Annotated in this window: 12 protein-coding genes; 5 read left to right on the top strand and 7 right to left on the bottom strand. The window is 72.5% G+C overall.

Annotated elements, in window-relative coordinates; all coding sequences use genetic code 11:
• Positions 1 to 14: 14 nt before the first annotated feature.
• On the bottom strand, positions 15 to 959 hold the full coding sequence (locus tag ACZ4TG_RS14825) for a GDP-L-fucose synthase family protein (RefSeq protein ID WP_468162465.1): 945 nt from the start codon (positions 957 to 959) through the stop codon (positions 15 to 17).
• Positions 960 to 1,330: 371 nt separating this feature from the next.
• On the opposite strand from ACZ4TG_RS14825, the gene gmd reads away from it, so the two are divergent.
• The 4 genes from gmd to ACZ4TG_RS14805 all read left to right on the top strand — a co-directional run bounded on the left by gmd (position 1,331) and on the right by ACZ4TG_RS14805 (position 6,479).
• Entirely contained in the window at positions 1,331 to 2,344 is a 1,014-nt protein-coding gene (gmd, locus tag ACZ4TG_RS14820; protein ID WP_468162463.1) for a GDP-mannose 4,6-dehydratase, read from the top strand.
• 253 nt (positions 2,345 to 2,597) lie between these two features.
• The gene (locus tag ACZ4TG_RS14815) at positions 2,598 to 5,375 is read left to right on the top strand and encodes a CBM96 family carbohydrate-binding protein (RefSeq protein WP_468162461.1); all 2,778 of its coding nucleotides are present in this window, start codon (positions 2,598 to 2,600) and stop codon (positions 5,373 to 5,375) included.
• 85 nt (positions 5,376 to 5,460) lie between these two features.
• Positions 5,461 to 6,144 carry a hypothetical protein gene (locus ACZ4TG_RS14810; protein ID WP_468162459.1) on the top strand — a complete coding sequence of 228 codons (684 nt, stop codon included), beginning with the start codon at positions 5,461 to 5,463 and terminating at the stop codon, positions 6,142 to 6,144.
• A gap of 116 nt (positions 6,145 to 6,260) precedes the next feature.
• Positions 6,261 to 6,479 carry a DUF6458 family protein gene (locus ACZ4TG_RS14805; RefSeq protein ID WP_468162457.1) on the top strand — a complete coding sequence of 73 codons (219 nt, stop codon included), beginning with the start codon at positions 6,261 to 6,263 and terminating at the stop codon, positions 6,477 to 6,479.
• 13 nt (positions 6,480 to 6,492) lie between these two features.
• On the opposite strand, the gene ACZ4TG_RS14800 is transcribed toward ACZ4TG_RS14805, so the two are convergent.
• Positions 6,493 to 7,617: a glycosyltransferase gene (locus tag ACZ4TG_RS14800; protein ID WP_468162455.1), complete on the bottom strand. Its 1,125-nt coding sequence runs from the start codon at positions 7,615 to 7,617 to the stop codon at positions 6,493 to 6,495.
• Entirely contained in the window at positions 7,614 to 8,153 is a 540-nt protein-coding gene (locus tag ACZ4TG_RS14795) for a WcaF family extracellular polysaccharide biosynthesis acetyltransferase (RefSeq protein ID WP_468162453.1), read from the bottom strand. Before ACZ4TG_RS14795 ends, ACZ4TG_RS14800 begins: the two co-directional genes overlap by 4 nt.
• 119 nt (positions 8,154 to 8,272) lie before the next feature.
• Between ACZ4TG_RS14795 and ACZ4TG_RS14790 the strand changes: the two genes are divergently transcribed.
• Entirely contained in the window at positions 8,273 to 9,784 is a 1,512-nt protein-coding gene (locus ACZ4TG_RS14790; RefSeq protein WP_468162451.1) for a hypothetical protein, read from the top strand.
• Here the strand turns inward: ACZ4TG_RS14790 and helR are convergent.
• From helR to ACZ4TG_RS14770, 4 genes are all read right to left on the bottom strand, one after another.
• Entirely contained in the window at positions 9,781 to 11,937 is a 2,157-nt protein-coding gene (gene helR, locus ACZ4TG_RS14785; protein WP_468162449.1) for an RNA polymerase recycling motor ATPase HelR, read from the bottom strand. The genes ACZ4TG_RS14790 and helR overlap by 4 nt on opposite strands.
• Before the next feature lie 182 nt (positions 11,938 to 12,119).
• Positions 12,120 to 13,352, bottom strand: coding sequence for an MATE family efflux transporter (locus ACZ4TG_RS14780; RefSeq protein ID WP_468162447.1), 1,233 nt, complete (start codon positions 13,350 to 13,352; stop codon positions 12,120 to 12,122).
• The gene (locus ACZ4TG_RS14775; protein ID WP_468162445.1) at positions 13,349 to 15,103 is read right to left on the bottom strand and encodes a lipopolysaccharide biosynthesis protein; all 1,755 of its coding nucleotides are present in this window, start codon (positions 15,101 to 15,103) and stop codon (positions 13,349 to 13,351) included. Before ACZ4TG_RS14775 ends, ACZ4TG_RS14780 begins: the two co-directional genes overlap by 4 nt.
• A complete protein-coding gene (locus ACZ4TG_RS14770; RefSeq protein ID WP_468162720.1) occupies positions 15,100 to 16,305 on the bottom strand; it encodes a glycosyltransferase family 4 protein in 1,206 nt (401 codons plus the stop codon). Before ACZ4TG_RS14770 ends, ACZ4TG_RS14775 begins: the two co-directional genes overlap by 4 nt.
• Positions 16,306 to 16,333: the final 28 nt, after the last annotated feature.

Genomic DNA, 16,333 nt, shown 5'->3' with positions numbered 1-16,333 from the left:
GCGGGCCCGTGCGATCAGTTCTGTTCGAGCCACCACGCGTACGTGGCGGCGATGCCGTCCCGCAGCGGGATGCCCGGCTTCCAGCCCAGCGAGGTCAGACGGGTCACGTCCAGCAGCTTGCGCGGGGTCCCGTCGGGCTTGGAGGTGTCCCAGGCGAGCCGGCCCTCGAAGCCGGTCACCTCGGCCACCGTCTCGGCGAGGGCCTTGATGGTCAGGTCCTCGCCGCAGCCGATGTTGACCGGCTCGTCGCCGTCGTAGGTGTTCAGCAGCACCGCGCAGGCGGCGGCCAGGTCGTCCACGTGCAGGAACTCCCGGCGGGGGGTGCCCGAGCCCCACAGGGTGACCTCGTCGCGCCCTTCGGCCGCGGCCTCGTGGAAGCGGCGGATCAGGGCGGGCAGCACGTGCGAGGACTGCAGGTCGAAGTTGTCGCCCGGGCCGTAGAGGTTCGTCGGCATGGCCGAGATGTACGAGGCCCCGTACTGCTTGCGGTACGACTGGACCTGGACGATGCCGGCGATCTTCGCCAGCGCGTAGGCCTCGTTCGTCGGCTCCAGCGGGCCGGTCAGCAGGGCGTCCTCGCTGATGGGCTGCGGCGCCAGCTTGGGATAGATGCAGGAGGAGCCCAGGAACAGCAGGCGGTCCACCCCGGCGGCGTGCGAGCCGGCGATGACGCTGAGCTGGATCCTGAGGTTGTCCTCCAGGAACTGCACCGGGTAGGTGCTGTTGGCCATGATCCCGCCGACCTTGGCGGCGGCCAGCACGACCGCGTCCGGGCGGACGTCCCGCAGGTAGGCCTCGGTCGCGGCGGCGTCGCGCAGGTCGAGGTCGGCGCGGCTGCGGGTGAGCACCTCGTGGCCGTCGGCGGTGAGCCGCCGGACGACCGCGGACCCCACGAGGCCGCGGTGGCCGGCGACGAAGACGCGGGCGTGCGGGGGCAGGAGCGGCAGCGAACTTGTCATACCGCCGATGATGCCAGCCCGCCGCCACGGATTTCCGCGGAGGTGGCCGCCTCCCGCCCCTCCGGTCCCTCCGGCCGGAATCCGGCGGGAGAGGTTCCGGTTGGGCCGTGTACGGTACCCATCCAGCCCCCGCACCGCCGGCCGTACCCGCGCCCGCGCGGACGGCCCGCCCCCCTGCCGGGACCCGCGCCCGGCACTGCACCACCAGGGCCGCCGGGCCCGCCACCAACCCCGAGGCGCAGCCTCGAAACGCCGGGGCGCCGCCCCGGCGGCCCGGAGCGGCACCCCGGAGTTCCCGGGCACCGCTCCGGCAGGGCGGGGCGAGCCCCGCTCACCACCACAGACCGCAACGATTCCCAGGGGGACCCCACATGGGCAAGACCGCACTGATCACCGGCGTCACCGGACAGGACGGCTCGTACCTCGCAGAGCTCCTGCTCTCCAAGGGCTACACGGTGCACGGGCTCGTGCGGCGGTCCTCCAGCTTCAACACGGAGCGGATCGACCACATCTACCAGGACCCGCAGACGCAGAACCGTTCCCTCGTCCTGCACCACGCGGACCTGTCCGACGGCGTCGCCCTGGTGAACCTGCTCCGCGACATACGCCCCGACGAGGTCTACAACCTGGGTGCGCAGTCGCACGTGCGGGTCTCCTTCGACGCCCCGCTCTACACCGGCGACGTCACCGGCCTCGGGGCCCTGCGCCTGCTGGAGGCCATCCGGGCCAGCGGCGTCGACACCCGCATCTACCAGGCCTCGTCCTCCGAGATGTTCGGCGCCACCCCGCCGCCGCAGAACGAGCACACCCCGTTCCACCCGCGCAGCCCGTACGGCGCCGCGAAGGTCTTCGCGTACTGGACCACGGTGAACTACCGCGAGGCGTACGACATGTTCGCCGTCAACGGGATCCTCTTCAACCACGAGTCCCCGCGCCGCGGCGAGACCTTCGTGACCCGGAAGATCACCCGCGCCGTCGCCCGGATCAAGGCCGGGCTCCAGGACCACCTCTACCTCGGCAACCTCGACGCCGTCCGCGACTGGGGCTACGCCCCGGAGTACGTCGACGCCATGTGGCGGATGCTCCAGCAGGACGAGCCGACCGACTACGTGGTGGCCACGGGCGTGGCCGCGACCGTGCGCGAGTTCGTGGAGTCCTCCTTCACCCACGCGGGCCTCGACTGGAACGACCACGTGCGCTACGACCCCAAGTACGAGCGCCCCAGCGAGGTCGACGCCCTCATCGGGGACGCCTCGAAGGCCAATGACCTGCTTGGCTGGAAGCCGTCGGTCCTGGTGGCGGAACTGGCGCGGATCATGGTCGATGCCGATATCCGCCAGGTCGAGGACCAACTGGCGGGCGTGACGGTACGCATCGACCGCTGAGGCCTTATATTGCGCCTACGCTTTGCCGTGTCCCGGTCGTGCACCGCAGGTCTCTGCGGGTATGGCCGGGGCAAACCTGCCGTATGTCCGTCGTGCACCCTCCATGCTGAACCCTGTTGATTCCAAGTTGGTATGCAATGGGTCAAGTGAGGTGACCGGGCCCTCACGCGAGCCCTAGTCTGCGCCAGTACATATGGCTGATCTGATACTTGTCGAACCAGCCATCAAACCGGGCGATTGCCCTGGGGGGCTCATGCGTAGATCCAGAGGGCTGACTGCTGCCCTCGTCCTGTCACTGGCCGGTGCCGGCACCGGCATAGGCCTGGTGCTGATGCCCGAGGCGTCCGCCATCACGCAGCCTGTGGCATTCACCGCCGACGAGCTGCCGACCTGGCAGCCGAACGGCATCGTCTGGGCCATGGACCAGGCGAACGGCACCGTCTTCGCGGGCGGTACCTTCTCGGCGGTCCGTCCGCCCGACGGCGCCGGCAGCGGCACCGAGCAGGAAGCCGTCAACTTCGTCGCGCTCGACGCCGCGACCGGCAACCCGACCTCCTGCAAGCTCGCCTTCACCACCGGTGACGGCACCGCGACCGTGCGCGCCCTGGTCGTCTCGAAGGACAAGAAGACCCTGTACGCGGCCGGGTACTTCGGCGCCGTCAACGGCACCCCGGTCTCCAGCGTCGCCGCGATCGACATCGAGAGCTGCACCCCCAAGGCCTCGTTCCACCCGGGCTTCCCCGCCACCGTGCGGGCGCTCGCCGTCACCGACGACACGCTGTACGCGGCCGGCGACTTCGGCACCGTCGAGGGCCAGACCCGCGAGCGGTTCGCCGCGGTCGACGCCACCTCCGGTGCCCTCAAGCCCTTCGTCGCCAACGCCGACGAGCCGGGCCGGGCCATCGAGATCAGCAACGACGGCAAGAACGTCCTGCTGGGCGGCGACTTCTTCTCGGTCAACGGCTCCAACACCCACGCGCTGGCCGTCGTGAACGCCACCACGGGCGCCGTCACCAAGACGTACAGCAACATCCCGTCGAACTCGGTCGTCAAGCACATCGCCGCCGACTCGACCGGCTACTACACGGGCAACGAGGGCTCGGGAGGCGGTGTCTTCGACGGCCGCATCGGCCTCGGCACCAACTTCGACGAGAAGTGGCGCGACCGCTGCCTCGGCGCGACCCAGTTCGTCCTGCCGTACGACGGAGTGCTCTACAGCTCCTCCCACGCGCACGACTGCTCGCTCGAGGGCCAGTTCCCCGACGGCAAGCGCAACTTCCTGCTGGCGCAGCTGACCGACCACGAAGGCGCCGCCCCCGCGCCCGTGGACGGGTTCGTGCGCAGCCCGCGCAAGCTCGGCTGGCACCCCACCGCCAACGACGGCCTCGGCGAGGGCATCGGCCCGCGCGTGATGGCCATCGCGGAGAAGAGCGACACCAAGTACATGTGGGTCGGCGGTGAGTTCACCCTCATCAACGGCAAGCCGCAGCAGGCGCTCACCCGCTTCGCCTCCACCGGCGACCTCGGCGCCCCGACCACCCCGGTCGCCAGCGCGAGCAGCGTCAAGCCCGGCGAGGCCCAGGTCCGCTGGCGCACGAGCTACGACCCGGACGACAGCAAGCTGACGTACCGCATCTACCGCAACGGCTCCGGCACCCCGATCGCCACCGTCGCGGCGGAGTCCCTGGAGTGGGAGCGCCGGCAGGCGTCCTGGACCGACACCACGGTCAAGGCCGGCCAGTCGTACACCTACCGCGTGACCGCCACCGACGCCGCCGGCAACACCAGCGCGCTCTCGGCCAACAGCTCCGTGACGATCCCGGCCTCGGTCCAGTCGTACCCGGACAAGGTCCGCTCGGACGGCGCCAACCTGTACTGGCGCTACGACGACACCGTCAGCCCGTACGTCGCCGACTCCTCGGTGGGCGGCAACACCGGCGGCATCCAGCTCAACGCCCCGGCGCTGCGCCAGACGCCCGGCGCCATCAGCGGAGCCAGCACGGCCATGGGCTTCAACGGCACCAGCCAGCAGGTGTACAGCGACCACCGCCAGACGGTCGGCACCAGTTACACCGTCGAGACCTGGTTCAAGACGAACACCACGCGCGGCGGCAAGCTGATCGGTTTCGGCAACAACACCGACCGCAGCAGCGGCTCGTACGACAAGCAGCTGTACATGACCAACACCGGCCGTCTGGTCTTCGGGGTCTACAACGGCTCCGCCAGGACCATCTCGACCGGCCTGTTCGACTCGTACAACGACAACAAGTGGCACCACGTCGTCGGCACGCAGGGCCCCGCCGGCATGGTGCTGTACGTCGACGGCCAGAACAAGGGCACGCTCGGCGTCACCAACTTCTCGCCGTACGAGGGCTTCTGGCACGTCGGCGGCGACAACCTCGCCAGCTGGCCCACCAAGCCGACCAGCAACTTCTTCGCCGGTCAGATCGACGAGACGGCCGTCTACCCGACGGCGCTGACCCAGGCCCAGGTCAAGTCCCACTACGACCTGGCCAAGGCCCCCTCCGACACGGTCTCCAAGGTCTCCACGACCGAGGACACCTACGTCAACCAGGGCGCCCCCAGCGCCGCCAACGGCGCGGCCACCTCGCTCGCGGTCCGCGGCACCGCGGCCTACGAGACGTACCTGCGCTTCAACCTCCCGGCCGCCCCGGCCGGGCAGGTGCTGAAGGCGGCCTCGCTCCAGGTCAAGACCACGACGCAGGCCGGTGCCGGTACCGCCGACACCGTGTCCGTGGTCCCGGTCACCGGCAGCTGGAGCGGTGCGGCCACGACGTTCAACACCAAGCCCGCCCTCGGCACCCCGGCGCTCGGCACCATCGCCGGCGTGCCGGACGGCTCGGCCATCCAGAACGTCGAGCTGAACACCGCCGCGGTCACCGCCCTGCTGGGCAGCAGCTCCAGCCTGGCGCTGACCAGCACGGGCACCGACCCGCTGTGGATCTGGTCCTCGGAGTCGACGGCGGCGGACGCGGTTCCGCAGCTGATCCTCACCTTCGGCCCGAAGTAACAACCGCCTGACGGAGTACGGGGCCTGCCTCAGCCGGCAGGCCCCGTACCCCTGTCTCACCACCGGCAAGTACGGGAGCCCCCTGATGTACCGACGCTCCGCAGCGGCTGCTGTTCTGCTGGCCGCCGCCCTGACGCTGACCGCCTGCAGTTCCGACGGCGACGACAGGTCCGACGAGGCGGCAGCCAAGCCGAAGCCGCCCGCCTCGTCGGCCGCCCCCGACCCGGCGGACGCCCCGCCCGCCTCCACGGCGCCCGCGCCCGAGGCGAAGCCGACGGGCCCGGTCCTGCCGGACGCGAAGCTCACCCCGAAGACCGGCAGCTTCAAGCCCAACGAGAAGCAGTACCTGAGCGGTCGGGTGCCGGAGAAGATGGACCCGGCGGCCGTCCTGCAGACCGGCCAGGAGTCCTGCCAGCGCGTGTCGCGCACCGCGAAGCACGACAAGGACGCGGCGACCGGCGCCGTCATCACCGGGGAGATCGCGGGCGCCAAGGACGCGATCAACATCCTGTGCCCGGAGCAGAAGCCGATCCTCGCCGCGGCGGAGAAGGGCTTCGCCGAGGGTCCCAAGCAGTCCCCGGCCGCGGGCAACTACCGGGCGCTGACCCAGAGCACCACCTGCACCTGGGAGGCCAAGAGCAAGGACGGCGCCGTCCTGGCTTCGGGCCCGGAGGCCCCCGTCAAGGCGGGCGACAAGATCGTCGCCGCGGTCCCGGCCGGCACCGCCGTGTTCAACTCGACCGGCTGCTACGCCTGGGTCCCCGCGTAACGGACCGCCCGCGCACGACGCCGCCGCCGCCCGGACTGCCGGGCGGCGGCGGCGTTTTCGCATCCCTTCGGGGGGTACCCGCGTGTGACACGACCAGGAATGTGGAGGCGATAGGTATGCGCGGCATCGGCGGTTGCATCGCCCTGATCGTGGTGGGGGCCATCCTCACCTTCGCGAGCGACTGGAAGATGGAGAGCGTCAACCTCGACCTGGTGGGCCTGATCATGATGGCCGCGGGCGCCGTCGGCCTGGCGGTCTACGCCAGCGTCCTCAAGCGCCGCCGCACCGCCGGGGTCCTCCCGGTGGTGGAGGAACGCGGCCGCGACGGCATCTAGCGGGCGGGCTCTTTCACCGGCTGCCCAGGGCAGCCCCGTACACCGGCAGGAGGGTGTCCAGGACCGCGTCCATGGAGAAGGACTCCGAGGCCAGCTTGCGCGCCGCCCGCGAGGCCGACTCGTTGGCGGCCCGGTCCAGCAGCGCGAGGACCGCCTGCGCCACCCCCGACGGACCCGGGTCCACCGCCAGTCCGGCCCCCGCGGCGGCGATGTCGCGGGCCAGGCCGTTGGAGTGGGTCACCACCGGGGGGACGCCCACCGACAGGGCCTCCAGCACCGACATCGGGAACGGCTCCTCCACCGACGGCAGTACGTACACGTGCGCCCGGCGCAGCTCCGTCAGCACCTCGGCGCTGGACAGGGCCCCGGGTACGGTGAACCGGTCGCCCAGGCCCAGCGCCGTGATCCGGGCGCGGACCGCGGCCAGCTCGCCCTCGTCCGGGCCGGCCACCACGAACTCCGCGTCCGGGTGCACCGCCAGCACTGCGGGGGCCGCGTCCACGAAGTCCACCGGCCGCTTGCGGGCCTGCAGCCGCGCGGAGTACAGCACGCGCGGCGGTCCGCTCGGCGCGGGCCGCTCCTCCTGGGCCGGGGTCCCGTTCACCAGGCGGACCGCGGAAGCCAGCGCGGGCGGGCCCACCACCGCGTCCAGGCCCTCCCGTTCGTGCGGGGTGAGGTACAGCACCGCGTCCGCGCCGCGCAGCAGGCGGCGTACCGCCATCGCGTCCAGCACCTTCGCCAGCAGCTTCCCGCTCGGGTCCACCATCCCGTGGGTCTGGAGCACCAGCGGTTTGCGGGCCCGCAGCGCCGCCAGCGCCACCGGCAGCGTGACGAGGTCCCGCGCCAGGTGCACGTGGACGACGTCGGCATCGCGGACCAGCCGGCCCGCCGAGGCCAGCAGGGCCGGCGAGGTCATCCCGCTGAAGCCCAGGGGGAGCAGCCGCCGCGCCGGGAACAGCTTCGCGGGGACGCCCTCCACCGAGGTGGGCCACGGGTCGGGGAAACCCTCGCCGAGCGCCAGCAGCCGGGCCTCGTGGCCGCGCGCCCGCAGCCCCTTGGCCAGGTTCAGCGCCACGCGGACCGGGCCGCCGAAGGCGTGCGAGGGGGAGTGCAGGGTAACGGCGTGCAGGACTCTCACTTGGGCTCCTCCACCGGGCGGCGCCGCCCGTCCTGGGTCTGCAAGGTCAAGGCGGGCAGGTCCTTGTGGACCACCGCTCCCGCGCCCGCCACCGCGCACCGGCCGACGGTCACGCCGGCCAGCACGGTCGCCCGTACGGCCACCCACGCACCGTCCTCCACCACGATGGGGGCGTTGCGGTAGCGGAAGTCGGCGGCCCGGTGGTCGTGCGAGCCGGTGCACAGCATCGCCTCCTGCGAGACGCACACGTTCGCCCCGATGGTCACCGGCTCCAGATTCAGCAGCCAGGCGCCCTCACCGATCCAGGTGTGGTCCCCGACCGTCAGCTTCCACGGCCACAGCACCCGCACCTTGTGCCGGATCAGCACGCCCTCGCCGATCTTCGCCCCGAACGCCCGCAGCAGCGCGACGCGCAGCCCCGCCGGGCAGAACCAGGCCATGAACACCGTGTTCATCACGGCGAACCAGAGCGCCTGCGTCAGCAGCCCCCGCCCCTTGTCGTATCCGGCCAGCGTGAAGGCAGGAAGGTCACGCAACTGTCGCCCCTCGTCGTCCTCCCCCAGCCACGCTGGAGGCGCCCCCGGCCGCGCCTCCCCGGGCGCCGCCGCCTCAGACTAGACTGCGCGCGGACCAGGCACATGGGGTGGGGGCAGCAGTGGCAACGGACATACGCAAGGCCCCCGTCACGCGCCCGGCGCCCGACGAAGCGGACGCGACCAGATGGGGCCGGGTCACCACCCCGCGCACCCTGCTCTCCCGGGCGCTGTCCGTCCCCCTCATCCTCGGCTTCACCGTCTTCCTGCCGCTCTTCGTCGCCGTCCAGTCCGGCGACGGCCAGCACGACGCGGCCTTCTGGCTCCAGCTCCTGCTCACCATGTACGCGGGCGCCCGGCTCTCCGCCATGGTGCTGACCAGCCGCCGCAAACTGCTCCAGGGCTCCTTCTGGCTCTTCGTCTACATGGCGATGGGCGTCGCCCCGCTCGCGCAGGCCGTACTCGGCCGGGTCCCCACGCCCGTGGTCGGCCCCCGCTCCGACCTGACCATCGCCATCGGCCTGGTCCTGCTCGGCTGCCTCGCGTTCGACGTCGGCGTCCTGCTGGCCCGGCACCGGCCGACGGGCCGCGCGGGCGGCTCCCGCAAGGAGGAGAAGCCGGTCATGGCGCACCGGCGGCGCCTCCAGCTCCTGACCGGCCTGGCCTTCCTGTGCAGCGCGGCCTTCATCATGAAGCTCGGCGGTCCCGCCGTCTTCTTCTCCAGCCGCCAGGAGATCATCGCGGGCATCGAGGAGGCGGGCGTCTCCAACGGCGACGGCCAGGCCGGCCAGGCGCTGCTGCGCGGCTTCGGCACCGTCCCCGCGCTGCTGGCCCTGCTGCTGTACACGCGCTGGCTGATCACCTCGAAGTTCGCCCGCCGCAAGGTGTCGATCATCGTCACCTGGGCGGCGCTGGCCGCGCTGAACCTCGTGGTCAACAACCCGATCTCCAACCCGCGCTACTGGTTCCTCACCGTCATGTTCGCGCTGCTCTTCACCGTCTTCCCGGTGAGCGCCGCGATGTACCGGGTGGCCCTGTCGATGGCCGTGGTGATCGCCCTGCTCGTCTTCCCCTTCGCGGACCGCTTCCGCTACGACGAGAAGAACTACAAGCCCGTCGAGACGACCTCGTTCCTGGAGCCCATGGCGCTCAAGGACTACGACCAGATCGGCATGTTCGCCAACACCATCACCTACTCCGACTCGGGCCCCGGCCACCTCTACGGGCGCCAGCTGGCCGGCTCGGTCTTCTTCGCCGTGCCCCGCTCGGTATGGCCGGGCAAGCCCCGCGACACGGGCGTGATGGTCGGCCAGTGGATGGGCACGGTCAACACCAACCTCTCCTCCCCGATCTGGGCCGAGCTGTGGATCGACTTCGGCTCGCTGGGCATGGGCGCCGGGCTGCTGGGCCTGGGGTACGCGTCCGCCCGCGTGGACCGCCGCTACGCGAAGCGCGCCACGCGCCGGTCCCCGCCCGGCAGCCTGATCTCGGTGGTCGTCCCGCTGGTGGCGGGCTACTCCTTCATCCTGCTGCGCGGCCCGCTGCTCCAGGCCTCGGGCCGCGTCGCCATCGCCGCGCTCTGCCTGGCGCTGGTGGCGACCCACCGCACCGACAAGGCCACCACCCTGCGCTAGCTGGTGAGGATGACGAGCTGCCGGGTCGCGCGGGTCATCGCGACATAGCGGTCGACCGCTCCTTCGACGCCCTCGCCGAACTCCTGCGGATCGACGAGGACGACCAGGTCGAACTCCAGCCCCTTCGACAGCCCAGGGGTCAGCGACCGGACGCGTGAGGTCGCCCGGAACGCGGGGGCGCCGATGACGCAGGCGATCCCCTCCGCATGCGCGGCGAGCCAGGTCTCGAGGACCGAGTCCAGGTCCGCGACGGATCCGTGCACGACGGGGATGCCGCTGCTGCGGACGGAGGCCGGCACGTTGGCGTCCGGGAGCGCGGCCCGGATGGCCGGCTCGGCTTCCGCCATGACCTCCTCCGGCGTGCGGTAGTTGATGCTCAGCGAGGCGACGTCGATCCGGTCGAGCCCGACCCGTTCGAGCCTCTCCCGCCACGACTCCGTGAATCCGTCCCGGGCCTGGGCGCGGTCCCCGACGATGGTGAAGCTCCGGGACGGGCAGCGCAGCAGCAGCATCTGCCATTGCGCGTCGGTCAGTTCCTGGGCCTCGTCCACGATGACGTGCGCGAACGGACCGGCGAGCAGATCCGGTTCGGCACCGGCCAGGGCGCTCTCGTCGATCAGGGTGTCCTGCAGGTCCCGTCCGTGCAGCATCCCCACCGCGCCTTCGCTCTCGTCGATCACCACGTTCTGCAGCATGCTGTCGATGGCGTCGGACCTGCGCGCACGTTCGGCGGCGACGGCGGCCTCGTTGCGGCGCTTGCGCCGGGCCGCCTCCGCGTCGCCGAGCCGCTGCCGGGCCGCGTCCAGGAGCGGCAGGTCGGACACCGTCCAGGCCTGGGCGGCGTCCCCCCGCTGGAGCTTGCGGACCTCGTCGGGGCCGAGCCAGGGAGCGCACCGGCGCAGGTAGGCGGGCACCGACCACAGGTCCCCGACGAGGTCGGCGGCCTCGACCATCGGCCACGCCCGGTGGAGGGCCCTGAGCAGCTCCCCGTTCTGCAGCAGCGACCTCCTGAGCAGGTGGGGCGGGGCGTCGCTGTCGTCCTTGTCCAGCAGGGTCGTGGCCAGTTCCTCCAGGATCTGCTCGTGCGCCTCGTTGTGCGGGGTGCCCGCCTCCACCGCGTCGAAGGCCGCCGCCCAGTCGTCGGCGCTCAGCCAGAGGTCGGACCAGGGGGTCTCCACCTCCATCCCCTCGGAGGGCGGCTCCTCGTAGAGGCGCACGGCCGGCTCGATCGCCTTGACCAGGTCCGCGGACGCCTTCAGCAGGGCCACGTCCGGGTCGTTCTCGACCCCGGCGCCGGCTCCCTCGGCGACGAGGTCCCGCAGGGTGCAGGTCTGCACGCCCTCCTCGCCCAGGCTGGGCAGCACATCGGCGACGTAGGCCAGGTAGGGCTGGTGCGGGCCGACGAAGAGCACGCCGCCCCGGCGGTGCCCGAGGCGGGGGTCGGAGTAGAGGAGGTGGGCGGCACGGTGCAGGGCGACGACGGTCTTGCCCGTGCCCGGACCGCCGTCGACGACGAGGGCGCCGCGGGATCCCGCCCGGATGATGGCGTCCTGGTCGGCCTGGATCGTGGCGAGCACGTCGCGCATCCGGGCCGACCGGTTGCCGCCCAGGCTGGCGATGAAGGCGGACTGGTCGTCGAGCGCGGCGTGCCCTTCGAGCCCGTCCGCGGTGAACACCTCGTCCCAGTAGTCGCTGATCCGCCCGCCGGTCCAGCGGTACCTGCGGCGGCTCGCCAGGCCCATCGGGTCGGCGTGGGTCGCCGCGAAGAACGGCTCGGCCGCGGGGGAGCGCCAGTCGAGCAGCAGCCGGCGCCCGGTGCTGTCGGTGAGGCCGAGGCGCCCGATGTAGACGGGCTCGGGGTCGTCCTGGGCGACGACGTGTCCCAGGCACAGGTCCAGGCCGAAGCGGCGCAGGGTGCGCAGACGGCCGGTCAGCCGGTGGATCTCGATGTCCCGGTCCATCGCCTCCCGGCCGGCACCGCCGGGAGCCCTGCGCGTGGCGTCGAGGCGGTCGGACAGTTCGGCGATGGCCTGCGCGAGGCTCTCGGCGATGGCGGCGAAGTGCTGCTCGTCGCGGCCGATCAGCTCGGGGTCGGCCTTGGGCGAGAGGTGGTCGGGCAGGGCGAACGCGCTGGTGGTCAGGGGGTCGGTCAAAAACGCATGCACTTCGTGGATCTCCCGTTTCCGCAGCTACCGGCCTTAGGCGAGTGATTCTGCGGGAGGAAGGGGGCCTTGCCGCAAGCCCCCCACTGCGCTATAAGTTGAGAGTGGCAAGGAGTGGGTACACCTCCTTCTGCCGCCATCTCCCCAACGCAGCGGCCCGGCCAGGGCGTCGTTCAGACTGCCCGGTGCTCCACGGCATCGGCCGCGGCCACCGGCCCCGGGACCGCCAGCCGCCCCACGCGGAGCCACCCGGCTCCCGCCTTCGCCGCGGAGCCCACCGCCAGGCCCCATGCGGCCCCGGCGACGCCCCACACCGCGTAGCCCCCCAGCAGCAGCCCCACCGACAGCAGCGAGAACACCACTTGCAGGGACAGCGTGGCCTTCGGGTTGAGCACCCGCAGGGTCAGCAGGGCGCAGGTGCCCAGCCCCATCACCGCGTACTGCGCCCCCGTCGCCGGCAGCAGCGCCGCGGCCGCCGCCCAGGTGTCGCCGAGCAGTTGGCGTCCGAGCCGGTCGGGCAGCGCGTACAGCACGGCCCCCCAGCCCGCTCCGAGCACGGCCAGCGCCCCGCCCATCAGCAGCGTCAGCCGGACGACGCCCCGCTTGCCGGACGCGCGCCCCACCACCGGCGGCCCGAAGGCGTTCGCCGAGTTGAACAGCACGTTCAGCGGCCCGAACAGCGTCGTCGCACCCCGCAGCGCGCCCACCGCCAGCGGCGTCGCGAACGCGCCGAGGCCCAGCACGGCGAGCTGGCTGGAGCCGTTGCCCACCGCGAACTCGACGACGAACCGCTGCCCGAGGTGCCCGCGCCGCACGTACGGCCGCAGGTCCACGGCCGCGCCCCGCACGTACGGCAGCAGCAGGAACAGCCCCAGTGCCAGCGCGGGCAGCGCCGAGACGCCCCACACCAGCACCAGCCGCCCCGCGGAGGCCCCTTCGGGCTGGAGCAGCAGCGCCCCGACGACGCACACCAGCCGCAGCGTGTCGGCGGCCAGCGCCCGCTCGGGCCTGCGCAGCGCGGAGAAGCAGTACCGCAGCCCGTCCTGCACCAGCACCAGCGGCAGGACGAACCCCAGCGCGAGGAAGGCCCGTCCGGTGGCCCCGGGCAGCAGCAGCCCCACGGCCACGAGCGCGGCGCCGACGACGGCGGACGCGGCGGCGGTGAAGGCGATGCCCGAGCGGCACACGGCGGCGAGCCCGTCGCCCTTCTCCAGCACCACCGTCTGGCCGACGTAGGCCATGCTCAGCCCGAGGAGCACGCTGAAGGTCACGTACACCATCGAGAAGTCGGCGAACCCGGCCGCAGAGGAGAGCCGGGCGGCCAGCACCAGCACCACGATGTTGGTGGCGCTGGAGGCGGCCTGGTCCAGGACCGAGGCGACTGCGGCGAGACCCCGCCGGCTCACCGCCGGCCCGTACGGACCGTGCGCAGTGCCACGGTGTCCGTGCCGTCACCGGGGATGTGCTGCTCCGGCTCGGCCACCTCGTACGGGATCGGCTGGGGCTCCTGCGGGGGCTTCGGCCCGCCCGTCCGTGCCGGGGCCGCGGCGCTGGACGCGGAGGAGCCCTTGTCCTTGCCGCGTCCGCGCTTCTCGCCCGGCAGCGGGGCGTGCAGCACCGCGCCGAGCACGGTCCCGCCCGCGCCGCTGATCAGTTCGCGGATCCGGGACAGGTCGGTGCGGTGCACGGCCCGCGGGTCGCAGACGACCAGCACCCCGTCGACGCGGTCGACGAGCGCGAGCGCGTCGGCGTAGGAGAGCACGGGCGGCGCGAGCACGACGACGGTGGAGTTGGGGGAGTCGGCCTCGGAGATCAGCCGGGTCGCGCGCGGGGACGTCAGGGCGCGGGCGACGTTGCGGACCCGCTCGCCCGGGATCAGGTCGAAGGCGCCGGACTCCCCGGCGTCCACGACGAGCTGGCGCCCGTCGGGCCAGTCGGAGTCGCCGCTCTGCCCGGCGGCGGGACCGCCCGGCATCTGGCTCCAGCGCGGCCGCCCGCCGGCGTCGGTCGGCAGCTGGCTCGCCAGTACCGGGGTGCGCAGGTCGGCCTCGATGAGCAGCACGTCCTTGCCGGTCTCCGCGAAGGAGGCGGCCAGGTTCACGGCCACCGCGGCGGCGGTCTCGCTGCTGCCGCGCGGGGCGACGACCAGCAGTCGGCGCCGGTCCGCGAAGCGGGAGTCGTAGGCGAGCCGGAACGCCACCGAGCGGAACTCCTCGGCGAGCCGGGGGTCCTCCTCGCCGGCGGCGAGCAGCGGCCCGCCACCGGTCTTGTCCCGGGGCAGGGAGCCGAGTACGGGAGCCCGCAGGGCCCGTGCGACATCGCCCTCGGAGCGCGGCGCCGGGTCGAAGACGAGCCGGACCCAGGCGGCGAGCAGGCCGAGCGCGAGGCCGACGGCGGCGCCCAGCGCGAGCGACATCGGGATGCCGGGCCCGTCGGCGCCGGCGGGCGGGGCCGCGGGGCTGGTGACGCGGCCCGGGGTCATGTCGAGGGCTTCGAGCTTGGTGATGTTGCTGTTGTAGCGGCCGACCTCGCTCTGCAGGTCGGTCTTGGAGGAGGTGGCGGCGTCGCGTGCGGCGCCGGCCGGCATCCGGGCGATCTCCTTGGAGAGTTCGTCGAGCTGCTTGGAGACCGGGTCGCGCTGGTCCTTGTACCCCTTGACCATCTTGTCGCGGGTGACGTCGAGGGCTTCCTGCCGCTTGAGCAGGTACGCCTCGGTCATCGCGTTGGCGCGCTTGGCGGCCTCCTTGGGGGAGGTCGAGGTGTAGGTGAACCGGAGCACCATCGACTGCGGCGGGTTGGTCACCTGCAGTCCGGAGCGCAGGGCGGCGAAGCCGGAGGCGGAGACGCCGAGCTTCTTCGCGGCCTCGTTGGCGATGGAGCTGGAGAGCGCGACCTGCCGCTCGGATCCGATGTTGATCGCCTTGTCGGGCGCCAGGCTCGGGTTGAACGGGTCGTCGGTGGGCGCGCGCAGCACGACGTCGGCGGTGGCGACGTAGGTGTCAGCGGTGGATATGCCGAGGTAGACGCCGCCCAGCAGGCCGATGCCGATGCCCGCCCCGAGGAGTCGGCGGTAGCGCAGGAGCTGCTTGAACTGGTCCCTGAGGAGGTCGGGTTCGTCCTCCGCGGGGGCCGCTGCCGGCCGGTTCGTCTCGATCACGGCTGGGGACCCCCAAGTGCTTCGTCTATCAGTGCGTCGATGCGGGCCAGGCCCGCTTCCCGGCTCAGGTGGGCCGCCACGTGGGCGGGCCCGGCGGCTCCCAGCGCGTCCGCGCCCTCGGGGTCCTCGGCCAGGGCCCGTACGGCCTTCAGCAGCGCGTCGGGATCCTCCGGCGGTACGAGCACCCCTGCGCCCGAACGTTCCACCTCCTGGGCGGTCCCGCCCTGCGCCGCGACGGACGCGACGACCGGCCGGCCCGCCTGGAAGTAGGAGGTGAGCTTCGACGGGACGCTCATGTCCATCACAGCCGCGTGCTGCGTGACCGCGAGCACGTCCGCCGCCGCGAGGATATCCGGGAAGTCGCCGTCAGCGGCAGGGGGGATGATGTCCAGATTCGGTACGTCGGCGGCGAGGTCGGCGAGCGCGGAGCGCTGGCTGCCGTCACCCATGAGGACGAAGCGGACGCCGGGATCCAGCCGGGCGGCTCCGACCAGGACCTCCAGGCCCTGCTTCAGGCCCATGTTCCCGGAGTGCAGGACCACCGTCTGGCCGGGCGCCCAGCCGAGGTGGCGCCGGGTCTCCCCGCGGGGCTTGGTGGGGACGGCCACATGGGACCAGTTGGGCACCAGGCGGATCTTCCCGGGGTCCACGCCCATCCCGACGACCCGGTCCACGAAGGTCTCGTGGATGACGCCGACCAGCGTGGCCCGCTTGAGGGCGTACGCCTCCGCGCGCCCGGCGATCGCGGCCGCCTTGTCCCCGCCGCTGATCCCGCTCTGCGCGGCGGCGGCGCCCATCAGGTCCTGGACGACGGGGACGTACGGCACCTTCCAGCGGGCCGCGAGCCGCGCGGCCAGCACCCCGCCGGCCAGGCTGGGCATCTGGGCCATGACCGCGTCCGGCTTCGGCATCCGGGGCGGGGCCACGGCGCCGTGCAGCAGAATCGATCCTTCGAAAAGGGCCCGCTTGACGGCGGTCTGACGGGGCGGAACGGTGTGCGCGCGCCGGTGCACGGTGACCCCCGCGCGCTGTTCCGTGCGCCGGAGCGCCCCCTTGTACTCCGGTTCGAGGGACCAGGCCGGATAGTGGGGCATGCCCGCCAGTACATGGGTCTCGTGGCCGAGATCCGCCCAGTGCTCCGCGATCTGGGTGGCGTACGGCCCGATCCCCGCGTGCTCAGGAGCGTAATTCGTGGAAACCAGCAGCAGGCGCCGGTGACCGGATCTGGAC

The organism is Streptomyces sp. NPDC028314 (genome assembly GCF_055565795.1).
Note: the sequence above shows the minus strand (reverse complement) of the source record. Positions and strands in the feature narration are given on the sequence as shown.

Bases quoted from the DNA above. Each gene is read 5' to 3' on its own strand.
- gmd (WP_468162463.1), top strand. From the start codon at position 1,331: ATGGGCAAGACCGCACTGATCACCGGCGTCACCGGACAGGACGGCTCG.
- ACZ4TG_RS14825 (WP_468162465.1), bottom strand. From the start codon at position 959: ATGACAAGTTCGCTGCCGCTCCTGCCCCCGCACGCCCGCGTCTTCGTC.
- ACZ4TG_RS14810 (WP_468162459.1), top strand. From the start codon at position 5,461: ATGTACCGACGCTCCGCAGCGGCTGCTGTTCTGCTGGCCGCCGCCCTG.
- ACZ4TG_RS14815 (WP_468162461.1), top strand. From the start codon at position 2,598: ATGCGTAGATCCAGAGGGCTGACTGCTGCCCTCGTCCTGTCACTGGCC.
- ACZ4TG_RS14805 (WP_468162457.1), top strand. From the start codon at position 6,261: ATGCGCGGCATCGGCGGTTGCATCGCCCTGATCGTGGTGGGGGCCATC.